Here is a 15,678-nt window from a genome sequence, read left to right as displayed (position 1 = left end):
GCCCGGGGGCAAGGACCAGGAACGGCATGGCAAGGAAGGCACCCGGCTGACATGAGAGCGATCTTGCTGAGCGGAGCGATTGCGCTTCTGTTCTCGCTGCTCGGCACCCGATTTGCGATCGTACAGTTCACGAAGTTGGGCTACGGCCAGGAGATCCGCGAGGACGGGCCGACGACTCACCGCACCAAGCGCGGCACCCCGACCATGGGTGGCGTCGCGATCGTGATCTCGGTCCTCGTGGGCTTCATCGCGGCCAAGCTGCTGACCGGCGACGCCCCGAGCGCGACGGCCTACCTGCTGCTCTTCCTCCTGGTGGGCATGGCCGCGGTCGGCTTCGTCGACGACTTCATCAAGGTCTTCATGCAGCGCAACCTCGGTCTGCGCGCGTGGTCCAAGATGGTCGGGCAGACGCTGGTCGCGGTGGGCTTCGGCGTGGTGGCGATCCATCCGGCGATGGCGAACGAGGACGGCATCACGCCGGCCGCCGACCAGCTCTCCTTCATCCGTGACTTCGGTCCCCACTTCCTCGGTGGCGACGGCCTGCTCTTCTGGCTCGGCGGTGCGCTGCTGCTGGCGATCTTCTGGGTGATGGTCACCGGCACCTCGAACGCCACCAACCTCACCGACGGGCTGGACGGCCTGCTGGCCGCGTCCTCGGCGATCGTCTTCGCCGCCTACACGATCATCTCGATCTGGCAGAACAACCAGCGGTGCGGCCGTCCCAGCGTGGAGATCGGCACCTGCTACGAGGTCCGCGACCCCCTCGACATGGCGATCCTCGGCGCCGCGATCAGCGGCGCCTGCATCGGCTTCCTGTGGTGGAACGCCAGCCCCGCGAAGATCTTCATGGGCGACACCGGCTCGCTCGCGCTCGGCTCCGTGCTCGCGGGCTTCGCGATCCTGTCGCACACCGAGTTCCTGCTGATCATCCTCGGCGGTCTGTTCGTCATGGAGACCTCCGCGGTGATGCTGCAGGTGGGCTGGTTCAAGCTCTCCCGCCGCCTGACGGGAACTCCGAAGCGGATCTTCCGGATGACACCGATCCATCACCACTTCGAGCTGCTCGGCTGGGAACAGGTCACCGTGGTGATCCGGTTCTGGATCATCACCGGCTTGTTCGTGGCCGCAGGCCTGGGAATCTTCTACGCCGAATGGGTGGCGACCATCTGATGACTGAGCCCGACAACATGGCTGAGAAGCTCGACGAGCTCGGCCGCAACGACTCCTGGGAGGGCGTGAAGGCGGTCGTGGCCGGCTTCGGTGTCTCCGGTTTCGCCGCCGCCGACAACCTGACCCACCTGGGTGCCTCGGTGATCGCCCTGGACGAGTCCCCGGGCGACGAGGAGCGTCAGGAGAAGGCCAAGCTCCTCGGCATCCTGGGCGCAGACGTACGCCTCGGTGAGGGCGCCACCCACGTGCTGCCCGACGACGTCGACGTCGTGGTCACCTCGCCCGGCTGGCGGCCGACGGCCCCGCTGCTGGCGCAGGCGCGCGAGCGCGGGATCCCCATCTGGGGCGAGGTCGAGCTGGCCTGGCGGCTGCGCGACCCCGACAACGCCGCGCCCTGGCTGGCGGTCACCGGCACCAACGGCAAGACCACGACCGTGCAGATGCTCGACAACATCCTGCGTACGGCCGGGCTTCGGTCCGTGGCCGTCGGCAACGTCGGCCTGCCGATCGTCGAGGCCGTGATGGACCCCGAGCGCTACGACGTCTTCGCCGTCGAGCTCTCCTCCTTCCAGCTCCACTACACCTCGTCGATGGCTGCCGAGGCGGCCGTCGTGCTCAACATCGCCGAGGACCACCTCGACTGGTACCCCTCGATGGAGGAGTACGCCGCCGACAAGGGCCGCATCTACGAGGGCGTCGAGCGGGCCTGCGTCTACAACGTCGCCGACGAGGCCACCATGCACCTGGTCGAGGAGGCCGACGTCGTCGAGGGTGCCCGAGCGATCGGCTTCACCCTCGGCACCCCGGCCGTCGGCCAGGTGGGGGTCGTCGAGGACATCCTGGTCGACCGGGCCTTCATCGAGGAGCGCCAGACCTCCGCCGCGGAGCTGTGCCAGATCTCCGACCTTGCCTCCTCCGCGCCCCACTACGTCCAGAACGCGCTGGCCGCGGCCGCACTCGCGCGTGCCCACGGGGTCTCCCAGGCAGCCGTACGCGACGGGCTGACGTCGTTCCGTCCCGACGGACACCGCATCGAGGTCGTCGCCGAGGTCGGCGGCGTCACCTGGGTCGACGACTCCAAGGCCACCAACCCGCACGCCGCCCAGGCCTCGCTGCAGGCCTACGACCCGGTGGTCTGGATCGCCGGCGGGCTGGCCAAGGGCGCCCGCTTCGAGGATCTGGTCGCCTCCATCCATGACCGGCTTCGCGCCGTCATCCTGATCGGCCAGGACCGCGACGTGATCGCCTCGGCGCTCGCCGCCCACGCCGGTGACCTGGAGATCGTCGAGCTCGACGACCCCGACGGCGAGGCCGCTCTCGCGGAGGCCGTCGAGATCGCCGCCGCGCTGGCGAAGCCCGGTGACACCGTGCTCCTGGCCCCCGGCTGTGCCAGCCAGGACCAGTTCCGCGACTACAAGGCCCGCGGCGACGCGTTCGCCGACGCCGTACGCCGCACCGTCTGACCCGGCTCGCCGGCGGGGAGCCGACACGCGGGGGAGATGCGCGGGGAACGCCGCGACGGCGGCCAGAATGTAACGGACGTACTGGGCCAGGAACGGGGAGGTAGGACTGTGACGACCACCAGCCCCGACCAGACCGGTGTCGGCTCGGCCGAGCAGGCCAAGGCGTACCCGAAGTCGGTCCTCGGCTATCTCAATGCCTGGTTCCACGCGTTGCGGGTGGCCCTGAACCGGCCCCTGGCCGCCTACTACCTGCTGCTGACCAGCACCTCGCTGCTGCTGACCATCGGTCTGATCATGGTGCTGAGCGCCTCGAGCGTGTGGGCCTACCAGTACCTGGGCAACTCCTACGCCATCGTCGGCCGGCAGGTGCTCTGGGTGATCATCGGCATCCCGTGCGCGTTCATCGCCTCCAGGATCCGGCCCAAGCACCTGCGCAGGCTGGCGTGGCCGGGCTACGTCGTGGCCTGCGTGCTGCTCTTCCTGACGATCTTCCTGGGCCACGACGTCAACGGCCAGCAGAACTGGATCGGTGCCGGCCCGGTCAAGATCCAGCCGTCCGAGATCGCCAAGCTGGCGATCGTGCTGTGGTCCGCCCATGTCTACGCGCTCAAGGACCGCCGGCTCGACAGTCTCCACGAGGTGCTGATGCCGGTCCTGCCCGGCATCGCCGTGGCCACGGGGCTGGTGCTGGCAGGCAAGGACCTCGGCACCGCGCTGGTCTTCTTCGCGATCGTGCTCGGGATGCTGTGGGTGGTCGGTGCGCCCGGCAAGCTCTTCGGGATCGCGATCTCGATCATCGGGGTCTCGGTGCTGTTCCTGATCAGCACCGACACCGAGCGGCTCGCCCGGCTGACCAGCTTCGCGGACCCGTTCAAGGACTACCACGGACAGGGGTGGCAGCCCTCCCACGGTCTCTACGCGCTCAGCTCGGGCGGCGTCCTGGGCCAGGGGATCGGAGCCTCCCAGCAGAAGTGGGGCGACCTGCCCGAGGCCCACACCGACTACATCTTCGCGGTGCTGGGCGAGGAGCTCGGCCTGGTCGGCACCCTGCTGGTCGTCGGCCTCTTCCTGACCCTCGCCTTCGCGCTGATCAAGGTGGCGCGCCAGACCGACCGGCCGTTCGTGCGCTACTTCAGCTTCGGCGTGCTGGTCTGGCTGCTGGGCCAGATGATCATCAACGTCGGCATGGTGCTCGCGCTGCTGCCGGTCATCGGGATCCCGCTGCCGCTGGTCTCCTACGGCGGCTCGGCGCTGATCCCGTCGATGGTGGCGCTCGGTGTGGTGATCGGCTTCGCCCGTCGTGAACCGGCGGCAGCGGCGGCGCTGAAGCAGCGTAAAGCCTTGGCAAAGGATCGGGCACGCCAGGCAGCCGCTTTCCGGTCCGCCCAACGCAACCGCTAAGTTCGGACGCATCATGAAGGCCCTCCTCGCCGGCGGTGGCACCGCCGGACACACATCCCCCCTGCTCGCCACGGCTGACGCCCTGCGCCGGCTCGACCCCAGCGTGGAGGTGACCTGCCTCGGCACGCCTCGCGGCCTGGAGAACCAGGTGGTTCCCGCCGCGGGCTACCCGCTCGAGCTGATCCCTCCGGTCCCGATGCCGCGCCAGCTCAGCAGCGACCTGCTGAAGGTGCCCGCCAACCTCAAGGGCGCGGTCGACGCGACCTACGAGGTGCTCGACCGGGTCCGCCCCGACGTCGTGGTCGGCTACGGCGGCTACGTCTCGATGCCGGCCTACCTCGCCGCGAAGCGGCGTCATATCCCGATCGTCGTGCACGAGGGCAACGCGATGCCCGGGCTCGCCAACAAGGCGGGCGCCCGGGTCGCCGACCGGGTCGCGGTGAGCTTCCCCGACACCAAGCTGCCCAAGGCCGAATACATCGGGCTCCCGATCCGCCGGATGATCTCCACGCTCGACCGCTCGGCGCTGCGCGCCGAGGCTCGCTCCTTCTTCGGCCTCGACCAGCACCGGCCCACGATCGTGGTCACCGGCGGCTCCCAGGGTGCTCGCACCATCAACGAGTCCGTCTCTGGCGCCTACCGCGCCCTGGCCAGCAACGGGATCCAGGTGCTCCACGTGATCGGCCCGAAGAACGAGCTGGCCTCGCCCGGCCCCGGCTACCACGTGCTCAACTACGTCGACCGGATGGATCTCGCGCTGGCCGCCGCCGACCTGATGATCTGCCGCTCCGGCGCCAACTCGGTGATCGAGGCGAGCGCGGTGGGTGTCCCGGCCGTCTACGTACCTCTCCCGATCGGCAACGGCGAGCAGTCGCTCAACGCGCGGGCGGTCGTCGAGGCCGGTGGCGCGGTGCTGGTCCCCGACGCCGAGATGAACGCGGCGTGGGTCGCCAGCCACGTACCCCCGATCGTCACCGACCGCGCCCGGCTCGAGGCGATGTCGAAGGCCGCCAGCGACCTGGTCCCGCGCGACGCCGACGAGCGGCTGGCGCGGATGATCTTCGAGGTCGTCGCAGGAGGTAAGTCATGAGAGTGCCTGTCCCCGAGCAGATCCTTCCCGCCGAACAGCTGGGCCGGGTCCACTTCATCGGCATCGGCGGTGCGGGCCTGTCCGCGATCGCCCGGGTGATGCTGGCCCGCGGGATCCAGGTCTCCGGCAGCGACGGCGCCGACTCATCGATGGTCGCGGCGCTGCGTGAGGAGGGCGCGACCGTCTTCGTCGGTCATGACGCCTCCCAGGTGGAGAACGTCGACACGCTGATCGTCTCCACGGCGATCCGCGAGGACAACCCCGAGTACGTCGCGGCCGTCGAGAAGGGCCTGCGGATCTACCCGCGCTCGGCCGGTCTGGCCTCGGTGATGGAGGGCCGCCGCGTCCTCGCCGTCGCCGGCACCCACGGCAAGACCACCACCACCTCGCTGCTGACCGTCGCGCTGCAGGCCGCGGGCGCTGCGCCGACCTACACGGTCGGTGGCGAGCTCGCCGCCTCGGGCACCAACGCCGCCGAGGGCTCCAGCGACCTGTTCGTCGCCGAGGCCGACGAGTCCGACGGCGCCTTCCTGGTCTACAAGCCCTACGCCGCGGTCGTCACCAACGTCGAGGCCGACCACCTCGACCAGTGGGGCACCGAGGAGGCCTACCGCGAGGGCTTCGCCCAGTTCGTGGGGCGGCTGGCGCCCGACGGCTTCCTGGTCGCGGTCATCGACGACCCCGGCGCCGCCGACCTGCGCCACGTCGCCCACTCCCTGGGCCGCCGCTTCATCGGCGTCGGTGAGTCGGAGCTGGCCGACGTACGCGCCGTCGACATCGTCCTGGAGGGCACCACCTCCTCGTTCACCGTCGTCGACGGGCTCGACGAGCTGGGCCGGATCACGCTGCAGATCCCCGGGCGCCACTACGTCGCCGACGCGCTCGCCGCGCTCACCGTGGGCCTGCGCCTCGGCCACTCCTTCGACCTGCTCAAGGCGGGCCTGGAGTCCTTCACCGGCACCCGGCGACGGATGGAGCGCAAGGGAGAGGCCGCAGGCGTACGCGTCTACGACTCCTACGCCCACCACCCCTCGGAGATCGCCGGCGACCTGGTCTCCGGCCGGTCGGTGGCCGGGGAGGGGCGGCTGGTCGTCGCCTTCCAGCCGCACATGGTCTCCCGCACCCGGATCTTCGGCGAGGAGATGGGCCGTGTGCTGGGCGCGGCCGACGAGGTCGTCGTCCTCGACGTCTACCTGGCCCGCGAGGACTACGACCCCGAGGTGACCGGCAAGCTGGTCGCCGACGCGGTCCCGCTGCCGCCCGACCGGGTCGTCAGCGTCGCCGGGCTCGAGGAAGCCGCTGCCGAGCTGGCCCGCCGCGCGCGTCCGGGTGACCTGGTTCTGACTCTCGGAGCAGGTACCGTGACGGAGGTGGGCCCGATGGTGCTTGCCAGGCTACGCAAGGCTGAGCAGTAACGCTGGGGGAGGCGAGCATGGGGGACAAGGGGTCGGAGACGGAGACCGAGATCGCCGAGGCCCTGGAGATCGCCCGGTCGGCGTCCGGGGAGCGTGAGATCGACCTCAGCTCGGAGGAGGCCACGGCCGGGTCGAGCACCGAGGAGAGCACCGGATCGGCTGAAGGGCCGGACCTGGACGCGGACTCCGAGGAGGAGCGGCCGGCGGTCGATGCGGCGACCCTCAAGAGTCGCCGGGCCTTCGCCCGCCGGCAGTGGCGCCGGCGCTGGCTCGCGTGGCGCTACCTGATCGTCGGCACCCTGGTGATCGCCCTCCTGCTCGGCGGGATCTGGGCCGTCTACTTCTCCACCTGGCTGCAGGTCAAGGGCACCTCGGTGCACGGCACGATGAAGATGACCAGCGCCGAGGCGGTCGCCGAGTTCGCCGCGGCACCCGTCGGGGAGCCGTTGGCCACCGCCGACCTGGAGGCCGTGCAGGTGCGGGTGCTCAACGGGCTCCCCATGGTGCGCTCGGTCAACGTCTCCCGGGAGTGGCCCGACAAGATCCGCGTCGACGTCACCGAACGTACGCCGGTGGCGGTCGTCTCGATCGGCGGTCGGCTGCGGGCCCTGGACGAGACCGGAGCCGTCTTCTGGGACTACGAGAAGGCGCCGCGCGGCCTGCCGAAGGTGAACACCGTGACCGGCACCAACTCCGATGCGCTTCGCGAGGCCGCCGCAGTGGCCTCGGCGCTCCCCGCCGACGTGGCCAAGAGCGTCGACTACGTCGAGGTGACCACTGTCGACTCGATCTCGCTGGAGCTGCGCAACGACAAGCGCGTGGTGTGGGGGAGCAGCGCCCAGTCCGACACCAAGGCCGACGTGCTGGTCGCGCTGATGAAGGCGGAGCCCGACGTGGCGCGCTACGACGTCTCCGTGCCCGGCCAGCCGGTCACCAGCAAGAGCGTCGGCTGATCCGGACCGCCGGGTCTCCACCGGACGGCTCTGCCACATTGCCGGTACCGGAAGCCACGAGATCGGCACAACTGATCCGCACCCGCGTGTCGCGCCGGTTGGAGCACGTACGTCTGCCTACTGTTCTGAGAACGGTGAGGTTGACATAACTATAACCCTCAGGCTGAGGGTAAGGGTTGAGAAGCCCGCCGTAAGGACCAACCAGCGATCGAAGGGGCGACCACCGTGGGAGCTGCACAGAACTATCTGGCGATCATCAAGGTCGTCGGCATCGGTGGCGGCGGCGTCAACGCTGTCAACCGGATGATCGAGGTCGGCCTCAAGGGGGTCGAGTTCATCGCCATCAACACCGACGCCCAGGCGCTGCTGATGAGCGACGCCGACGTCAAGCTCGACATCGGCCGTGAGCTGACCCGCGGTCTCGGTGCCGGCGCCAACCCCAGCGTGGGGGAGAGCGCCGCCGAGGACCACGCCGACGAGATCGAAGAGGTCATCAAGGGCGCCGACATGGTCTTCGTGACCGCCGGCGAGGGTGGCGGCACCGGCACGGGTGGCGCCCCGGTGGTGGCCCGCATCGCCCGCAGCCTCGGTGCGCTGACCATCGGTGTGGTGACCCGCCCGTTCGCCTTCGAGGGACGTCGTCGCGCCAACTCCGCGGAGGAGGGGATCAGCAAGCTCCGCGAGGAGGTCGACACCCTCATCGTCATCCCCAACGACCGGCTGCTGTCGATCTCGGACCGCAACGTCTCGGTGATGGACGCGTTCCGCCAGGCCGACCAGGTGCTGCTGCAGGGCGTCTCCGGCATCACCGACCTGATCACCACCCCCGGCCTGATCAACCTCGACTTCGCCGACGTGAAGTCGGTCATGTCCAACGCCGGCTCGGCGCTGATGGGCATCGGATCCGCGCGTGGTGAGAACCGCAGCGTCGAGGCCGCCGAGATGGCCGTCTCCTCGCCGCTGCTGGAGGCCTCCATCGACGGTGCGCACGGCGTGCTGCTCTCGATCGCAGGCGGCTCCGACCTCGGTCTCTTCGAGATCAACGAGGCCGCGGCGCTGGTCGCCGACGCGGTCCACCAGGAGGCCAACATCATCTTCGGTGCGACCATCGACGACGCGCTCGGCGACGAGGTCCGGGTCACCGTGATCGCGGCCGGCTTCGACGGCGGAATGCCCAAGCGCCGCGAGGGCACCTCGGCGCTCGGCAGCGTGCAGGGTCGGTCGACCAGCTCCCAGGCTGCCGACAACGGCGAGACCGCTGCGGTGGCCACCGCGGTGGCCACCCGGCGCGCCGAGGAGGCCGAGGAGACCCCGGCCGCTCCGGCCAAGCCCGCCACCAAGCCCGCGCCGGCTGCTCCGGCGACGCCTCCGCCGGCGACCCCGCCGGCCGAGCCCGCTCCGGTCGCCAAGAAGCCCGCTCCGAGCGTGCAGTTCAGCGATGATGAGCTCGACGTTCCCGATTTCCTCAAGTAAGCACAGTGTGAAGTAAGGCTTTTTCTTGTATTCGTTCCGAGCCTCCGCAGGCCTCGTCGACCTCGCGTTCACCGACAGGTACGGCGGGGTCAGCCGTGCTCCGTACGCCGAGCTCAATCTCGCGGTCAACGGCTCGGACTCTGCGGAGGCCAAGGCTGAGAACCACCGGCTGCTGCTGGCCGACTTCGCCGGCGGCGCGCCCTACGCCGACCTCTACCAGGTCCACGGCAACGCGGTCGTCGACGCGGAGTGCGGCGCGCGCCCGGAGGCGGACGGCATCGTCACCACGGAGCGTGACCTGGTGCTGCTGGTCCGGACCGCCGACTGCGTACCCGTGCTGTTCGCCGACGAGGCCGCCGGCGTCATCGGCGCGGCCCACGCCGGACGCAAGGGGATGGCGGTCGGGGTCGTGCCCGCGACGATCGCCCGGATGCGCGCTCTCGGTGCGACCCGGATCAAGGCCTGGGTCGGACCGCACGTGTGCGGCAAGTGTTACGAGGTGCCTGCCGAGATGCAGGAGGAGATCGCTGCGGCCGAGCCGGCCACGCGCGCCACCACGAGCTGGGGCACCCCGAGCCTCGACGTCGGCGCCGGAGTGCTCGCCCAGCTGGCCCGCGAGGATGTCGAGGCGGTCGACGCCAGCCGCTGCACCCGCGAGTCCGAGGACCTCTACTCCTACCGCCGCGACGGTGCCGGCATGTCGCTCGGTGCGCTGATCCGGCTGCGAGGTGCCTGATGGTAGATCGCGCCGATGAGATCGCGGCGGGGCTCGCCGAGACCCGCGAGCGGATCGCCCGGGCGGCCAAGGCCGCCGGGCGCCCCGCCGAGGACGTCCACCTGGTCGTGGTCACCAAGTTCTTCCCTGCCTCCGACGTACGCATCCTGGCCGGACTCGGCATCACCGACGTCGGCGAGAACCGCCACCAGGAGGCGGCGGCCAAGGCAGCCGAGTGCGCCGACCTCGGCCTGCGCTGGCACTACATCGGTGGGCTCCAGTCCAACAAGGCGGCCGCCGTGGCCGGCTACGCCGACGTGGTCGAGTCCGTCGACCGCTCCTCGCTGCTGCCCCGGCTCAGCCGCGGCGCGGGCGAGCGCGGCCAGATCCTCGATGTGCTCCTGCAGGTCTCCCTCGACCCGCCCGGGCGCGAGGGGCGTGCCGGGGCGGATCCCGATGACGTACGCGACCTCGCGGCCGAGGTCGAGGCGACCGACGGGCTCCGCCTGCGGGGCCTGATGGCGGTCGCTCCGCTGGGCGAGGATCCGGAGCCGGCCTTCGTCCGGCTGGCCCGGATCCGAGAGGACTTCCTGGTCGAGTATCCCGACGCGACGGTGCTGTCGGCGGGGATGAGCGGCGACCTGGAGCAGGCAATTGCCCATGGCGCGACACACGTACGTGTCGGGTCTGCGGTCCTCGGAGAGAGGCCAACTGTCAAGTAATGTCTCGGGAAGCAATACTCTGGGGAAGGTGGCAGCATGAGCGGCGCGATGCGCAGGTTCGGTGAATACCTCGGTTTGCTCGAGGACACCGGGTACGACGACGACGTCTACGAGGGTGATGACGACGAGACCCGCTCCCACGAGGCCGTCAAGGCGCCGGTGCGGTCGAAGCAGTCTCGTCCGGCCCCGGTGGCTGACCTTTCCGAGCGGCGACGAGCAACGGTGGTGCCGGCAGTGACAGAGCTTTCGAAGATCATCACGCTGACCCCCACGTCCTACAACGAAGCGCGTCAGGTCGGCGAGAACTACCGCGACGGCACGCCGGTGATCATGAACCTGACCGAGATGAACGATGCCGACGCAAAACGGCTTGTCGACTTTGCGGCCGGCTTGATCTTTGCTACCTATGGGAACATCGAGAGGGTCACCAACAAGGTGTTTCTTATCTCACCTGCGAACGTTTCGGTCACGGCTGAGGCCAAGCAGAGGATCGTTGAGGGCGGCTTCTTCAACCAGAGCTGAGGCCTTCGACACCTGCCTGTGGGTGCCTGGATGCGGTCCGCATCTGGCATGTCTACGGACAGGCGCTAGAGTTTCGACAGCATTAACCTGATGCCGCCCCCCGGCGGTGCAGTCCGTACGTCTGAGTCAACCGAGTAATGAATGGGTGAGGTCATGCCGCTGACGCCAGAGGACGTGAGCAACAAGCGCTTTACTCCCGTCCGGCTCCGCGAGGGCTACGACATGGGCGAGGTGGACCAGTTCCTCGACGAGGTCGAGGCCGAACTGGCACGTCTCACCCGGGAGAACGACGACCTTCGCGGGAAGTTGGCATCTGCGCAGTCGGGCGGGGGTCCGTCCTTCCCGATGGCTCCCGAGCCGCCTGCGCCTGAGCCGATGCCGGCCCCCGAGCCGGTCTCGCACCAGATGCCGATGTACCAGGAGGCACCGCAGACCGGCGGCATCGAGACGATCCGGGTCGAGACCGTTCCGGAGGCCTCCAACGCCGCGGCGCGACTGCTCGAGCTGGCCACGCGCAACCACGACGCGCTCATCGACACGGCCAAGAACGACGCCGACAAGATCGTCGGGGAGGCCCGCACCAAGGCCGAGCGCCTCGAGGCGGAGTCGAAGGCGAAGGCCGACCGCATGGAGGCCGACGCGCGCACCCGCGCGCAGATGCTCGACAGCGAGACCGCCGAGCGTCGTCAGCAGCTCTTCGGTGAGCTCGAGCGTGAGAAGGACAACCTGACCACCGAGGTCGACACGCTGCGCAACTTCGAGCGCGAGTACCGTTCGCGCCTGAAGAGCTACTTCACGCAGCAGCTCGACGCACTGAACAACTCGGCTGAGTCTCAGGCGCCCGTCATGGCGGCCGCCGTCAACGAGTCGGGCCCGGCGCCCAAGCGCCTGCGCTCCATCCTGGGGGAGGACGAGGGCTGAGTCCCTCGTAGTCAGGCTTCCATCGGCCGGTCCCGCGACGCGGGGCCGGCCGATGTGCATGTCCGCGCCCTCTGGCGGGTACGTCGCAGAAACGCGTTGTAGCAGGTGAGGTGGGTCCTGTAAGAGGATTCCGCGGTTTTTCCGCGCTGCGGACCAATATGGGTGCAGTTTCGGTGTGTTAGTTGAGTGGAGCCCGATCCCGGGCTACATTCCGGGCACGCACTCCGCACCGACTCGGCGGCGCGAAGTGATGGCAGGAGAAAGGGGACTCCATGTCCGTACCTATGGACGGTCGCGTTGTCGCGACCGTCGGGCGTATCCATGTGATGCCGCCCGAGCTTTCTGGGAATACCAGCCTCGCAGTCATGGCTTCCACGTCGGTGGCCACGGCGAGCGCCTAGCCAAACCTTGACCAACCTGCGGCCCGGGGGGCCGTGTCTCACACCAGAAAGCGAGTGCCGTGCCTAAGAAAGCAACCAAGACCGTCGTCTCTCCTGACCAGCTGAAGGTCAAGGACGGCGAGGACCCGTGGACCAAGGACGAGCTCAACGAGGTCGTCGACGAGCTCCACGAGATGAGGGCTCACAGCCTCGAGGTGCTCACCGCTCTCGAGGCCGAGCTGTCCGGCCTGATGAAGGACTCAGGCGACGGCGCCGGCCAGGACCAGGCCGACATGGGGGCGACCAGCTTCGAGCGTGACCACGAGCTGACCGTGGTCAACAGCGAGAAGGACAAGCTGGCCCAGATCGAGCGGGTTCTGGGATACCTCGAGGACGGCACGTACGGCATCTGCGAGTCCTGCGGTGAGCCGATCGGCAAGATGCGGCTCATGGCCTTCCCCCGTGCCACACTGTGCATGACATGCAAGCAGCGCGAGGAGCGTCGCTGAGCGACGCACATACCGGTCCAGAGTCCGACGTGCGCCCTGTTCGATGGGCAGAGTTCGCGACCGTTGCAGTGCTTCTCCTGGTCATCGACCAGCTGACGAAGCTCTGGGCGGTCGCGACACTCGTTCCCGGGCAGCCGCAGGAGCTGATCGGCTCCGTGCTGCAGCTCAACATCATCCGCAACCCGGGAGCCGCCTTCTCGACGGGGACCGGGTTCACCTGGTTCTTCACGACGCTCTCGATCGTGGCCACGATCGGCGTCCTCTGGTTCGCGCGCCGTGCGCGACACCGGGGCTGGGCGTTCGCGCTCGGCATCCTCGTCGCGGGCATCAGCGGCAACCTGATCGACCGACTGCTGCGTGAACCCGGGTTCTACGTCGGCCACGTCGTCGACTTCCTGCAGCTGCCCAACTGGCCGATCTTCAACGTCGCCGACATGTGCATCAATGTCGCCGCGGTGATGATCGTGATCCTCTCCTTCAAGGGGATCGGGCTCGACGGGTCCGTCGACGGCGGCGCCGCGGACAAGGCGAAGGACAAGACCGAGGACGCCTCCGAGGGCGAGGCGACGTGAGCTTCGGTCACGCCGACCAGCGCACGCTTCTCGTCCCCGACGGTCTGGAGGGGGAGCGGGTCGACGCCGCCATGGCGCGGCTGTTCGGCCTCTCCCGCACCCGGGCCGCGGAGCTGATCGCCGACGGTCTGGTGACCGTGGACGGCTCGGTGGTGGCCAAGAGCGACCGGGTCAGCGCCGGGTCGATGCTCGACGCCACCATCCCGTCTCAGGCCGACCCGCTGGAGATCAAGCCCGAGATCGTCGAGGGCATCAAGATCATCTACGACGACGACGCCTTCGTGGTGATCGACAAGCCCGTCGGCGTGGCCGTGCACCCTTCGCCGGGCTGGCAGGGACAGACGGTCGTCGGGCACCTCGCCGCGGCCGGCTTCCGGATCTCCACCTCGGGGGCCAAGGAGCGCGAGGGCATCGTCCAGCGCCTCGACGTCGGCACCTCGGGCGTGATGGTGATCGCCAAGTCCGAGCACGCCTACTCCGTCCTCAAGAACGCGTTCCGGCAGCGTACGGTCGACAAGACCTACCACGCGCTGGTCCAGGGCCACCCGGACCCGCTCGAGGGCACCATCGACGCCCCGATCGGGCGCAACCCGAAGTACGACTACAAGTTCGCGGTCCGCGCCGACGGCCGCCACTCGGTGACCCACTACGAGACGCTCGAGGCACACCGTTTCGCCTCGCTGCTGGAGATCCACCTCGAAACCGGGCGCACCCACCAGATCCGCGTCCACATGTCCGCGCTCAAGCACCCGTGCGTCGGCGACCTGACCTACGGTGCCGACCCCGCCCTCGCCCGCCGCGTCGGGGTCGAGCGGCAGTGGCTGCACGCGGTGAAGCTCGGTTTCGACCATCCGGAGACCGGTGAGTACGTCACGTTCGAGTCGACCTACCCCGACGATCTCCAGCATGCGCTCGCCTGGATCCGTGAACAGCACTGAATCCGCGGCTCCCACCGAGGCAGTGCTCCGCCCGGCCGAGGCCGAGGACGTCGCCGAGATCGTCCGCACCTACGTCGAGGCCCGTGCGGCCGCGCCGATGCCGCCACCGATCTACCCGGTCTCCGACATCCGGGAGTGGCTCGGGGTCAAGGTCCTCGCTCCCCAGAAGGGGTCGCAGGTCTGGGTCGCGGAGGTCGGCGGCGAGGTCTCCGCGTTCGCCGCCTTCACCACGACCTGGCTCGACGACCTCTTCGTCCACCCTCGAGCCCAGGGCACCGGCATCGGCACGATGCTGCTCGACCTGGTCAAGTCGCTGGCCCCCGACGGCTTCGGCCTGTGGGTCTTCGAGATGAACACCCCCGCCCGGGCCTTCTACGCCCGCCACGGCCTGCGTGAGGTCGAGCGCACCGACGGCTCCGCCAACCAGGAGAAGACTCCCGACGTACGGATGGCCTGGCCCTAGCCGCAGCGTCACGCCTCGGCCTGCAGGTGGGACATCTCGGAGGCGATGAGGGCGATCTCGGCGGGGCCGACGCGGCAGCAGCCGCCGATGTACGTCGCGCCGGCCCGGGCCCAGGAGAGGGCCTCGCCGGGGCGGAAGTGAGGGGTGCCGGTCCAGGCGCCGTCGGCGTAGGTCTCGCCGGTGTTGGGGTAGACGACGGCGGGCTCGCCGGTGGCGACGGCCAGCTGGATGGCGGCGGGAACGTCGGCGGGGTCGCAGCAGTTGACGCCGACGGCGACCACGGAGCGGATGCCAGCGGCCAGCGCCAGGGCGTCGGCCAGCGGCTGGCCGGCCCGGGTGCGGGTGCCGGCGCAGGAGTAGGAGAACCAGACCGGCAGGCCGATGTCGTCGAGGAGGTCGACCAGCACCTCGGCCTCCTCGATGTCCGGGATGGTCTCGACCGCGATGAGGTCGGGGTCCTCGGTCTCCAGCAGCGCCAGCCGGGGCGCGTGGAAGTCGCGCAGCGTCGCCGCGGAGACGCCGTAGCGGCCGCGGTACTCCGACCCGTCCGCCAGGTAGGCGCCGTAGGGACCCACCGAGGCGGCGACCAGGCGCCCGGGCGCCTCCGCGGCGACCTCGCGGGCGACGCGCACGCTGCGGCGCAGCAGTTCGGTGGCGTACGTCTCGCTCATCCCGGCCTCCACGAAACCGGGCACGCTGGCCTGATAGCTGGCGGTCGTGGCGACATCGGCGCCGGCGGCGTAATAGGAGCGGTGGACGGCGGCGATCTCCGCGGGCGACTCGTCCAGCAGCCGGGCGGTCCACAAGGCACCTGAGACGTCGTGACCGCGTGCTTCCAACGCGTTGGACAGGCCGCCGTCGAGGATCGTCACCACATCTCAAACATATCCTCTCGAGACCCTCGGCCCGCCTACCAAACCTGTCGGTGGTCCCCGATAGTCTGTAGTCCTTCCCCCAGGTCGTCCGTCTGC

Annotated in this window: 16 protein-coding genes; 15 read left to right on the top strand and 1 reads right to left on the bottom strand. The window is 69.5% G+C overall.

From position 1 onward, the window contains the following. Positions 1-51 precede the first annotated feature (51 nt). The 15 genes from mraY to ACFVDI_RS18655 all read left to right on the top strand — a co-directional run bounded on the left by mraY (position 52) and on the right by ACFVDI_RS18655 (position 14,707). A complete protein-coding gene (mraY, locus tag ACFVDI_RS18725; protein WP_378907932.1) occupies positions 52-1,170 on the top strand; it encodes a phospho-N-acetylmuramoyl-pentapeptide-transferase in 1,119 nt (372 codons plus the stop codon). Beyond that, positions 1,170-2,633, top strand: coding sequence for a UDP-N-acetylmuramoyl-L-alanine--D-glutamate ligase (murD, locus tag ACFVDI_RS18720; RefSeq protein ID WP_378907927.1), 1,464 nt, complete (start codon positions 1,170-1,172; stop codon positions 2,631-2,633). The genes mraY and murD overlap by 1 nt, the downstream gene beginning before the upstream one ends. A 108-nt stretch (positions 2,634-2,741) precedes the next feature. After that, on the top strand, positions 2,742-4,034 hold the full coding sequence (ftsW, locus tag ACFVDI_RS18715; RefSeq protein ID WP_378907924.1) for a putative lipid II flippase FtsW: 1,293 nt from the start codon (positions 2,742-2,744) through the stop codon (positions 4,032-4,034). A 13-nt stretch (positions 4,035-4,047) separates the two neighbouring features. Continuing rightward, positions 4,048-5,124: an undecaprenyldiphospho-muramoylpentapeptide beta-N-acetylglucosaminyltransferase gene (gene murG / locus ACFVDI_RS18710; RefSeq protein ID WP_378907922.1), complete on the top strand. Its 1,077-nt coding sequence runs from the start codon at positions 4,048-4,050 to the stop codon at positions 5,122-5,124. After that, positions 5,121-6,539 (top strand): UDP-N-acetylmuramate--L-alanine ligase, encoded by a 1,419-nt coding sequence (murC, locus tag ACFVDI_RS18705; protein WP_378907918.1) that lies wholly within the window; start codon positions 5,121-5,123, stop codon positions 6,537-6,539. Before murG ends, murC begins: the two co-directional genes overlap by 4 nt. 17 nt (positions 6,540-6,556) lie before the next feature. Further along, the gene (locus ACFVDI_RS18700; protein WP_378907914.1) at positions 6,557-7,492 is read left to right on the top strand and encodes a cell division protein FtsQ/DivIB; all 936 of its coding nucleotides are present in this window, start codon (positions 6,557-6,559) and stop codon (positions 7,490-7,492) included. Positions 7,493-7,717: 225 nt separating this feature from the next. Then, on the top strand, positions 7,718-8,965 hold the full coding sequence (gene ftsZ / locus ACFVDI_RS18695) for a cell division protein FtsZ (RefSeq protein ID WP_378907911.1): 1,248 nt from the start codon (positions 7,718-7,720) through the stop codon (positions 8,963-8,965). A 25-nt stretch (positions 8,966-8,990) separates the two neighbouring features. Continuing rightward, positions 8,991-9,701, top strand: a complete 711-nt coding sequence (pgeF, locus tag ACFVDI_RS18690) for a peptidoglycan editing factor PgeF (protein ID WP_378907909.1) — start codon at positions 8,991-8,993, stop codon at positions 9,699-9,701. After that, a complete protein-coding gene (locus tag ACFVDI_RS18685; protein WP_378907906.1) occupies positions 9,701-10,402 on the top strand; it encodes a YggS family pyridoxal phosphate-dependent enzyme in 702 nt (233 codons plus the stop codon). The genes pgeF and ACFVDI_RS18685 overlap by 1 nt, the downstream gene beginning before the upstream one ends. A gap of 36 nt (positions 10,403-10,438) precedes the next feature. Continuing rightward, a complete protein-coding gene (locus ACFVDI_RS18680) occupies positions 10,439-10,924 on the top strand; it encodes a cell division protein SepF (protein WP_328531538.1) in 486 nt (161 codons plus the stop codon). Positions 10,925-11,077: 153 nt separating this feature from the next. Then, positions 11,078-11,845, top strand: a complete 768-nt coding sequence (locus ACFVDI_RS18675) for a DivIVA domain-containing protein (RefSeq protein ID WP_040757109.1) — start codon at positions 11,078-11,080, stop codon at positions 11,843-11,845. Between the two features lie 460 nt (positions 11,846-12,305). Next, positions 12,306-12,734, top strand: coding sequence for a TraR/DksA family transcriptional regulator (locus ACFVDI_RS18670; RefSeq protein WP_328531537.1), 429 nt, complete (start codon positions 12,306-12,308; stop codon positions 12,732-12,734). Positions 12,735-12,763: 29 nt separating this feature from the next. Then, the gene (lspA, locus tag ACFVDI_RS18665) at positions 12,764-13,306 is read left to right on the top strand and encodes a signal peptidase II (protein ID WP_378907896.1); all 543 of its coding nucleotides are present in this window, start codon (positions 12,764-12,766) and stop codon (positions 13,304-13,306) included. After that, on the top strand, positions 13,303-14,244 hold the full coding sequence (locus tag ACFVDI_RS18660) for an RluA family pseudouridine synthase (protein WP_378907891.1): 942 nt from the start codon (positions 13,303-13,305) through the stop codon (positions 14,242-14,244). The genes lspA and ACFVDI_RS18660 overlap by 4 nt, the downstream gene beginning before the upstream one ends. Continuing rightward, positions 14,231-14,707 (top strand): GNAT family N-acetyltransferase, encoded by a 477-nt coding sequence (locus tag ACFVDI_RS18655; protein ID WP_378907889.1) that lies wholly within the window; start codon positions 14,231-14,233, stop codon positions 14,705-14,707. The genes ACFVDI_RS18660 and ACFVDI_RS18655 overlap by 14 nt, the downstream gene beginning before the upstream one ends. An 8-nt stretch (positions 14,708-14,715) precedes the next feature. Here ACFVDI_RS18655 and mmuM read toward each other — a convergent pair whose 3' ends face one another. Then, a complete protein-coding gene (gene mmuM / locus ACFVDI_RS18650; protein WP_378907886.1) occupies positions 14,716-15,579 on the bottom strand; it encodes a homocysteine S-methyltransferase in 864 nt (287 codons plus the stop codon). Between the last annotated feature and the right edge of the window lie 99 nt (positions 15,580-15,678).

The organism is Nocardioides sp. NPDC057767 (assembly GCF_042798275.1).
Lineage (GTDB): Bacteria > Actinomycetota > Actinomycetes > Propionibacteriales > Nocardioidaceae > Nocardioides.
Note: the sequence above shows the minus strand (reverse complement) of the source record. Positions and strands in the feature narration are given on the sequence as shown.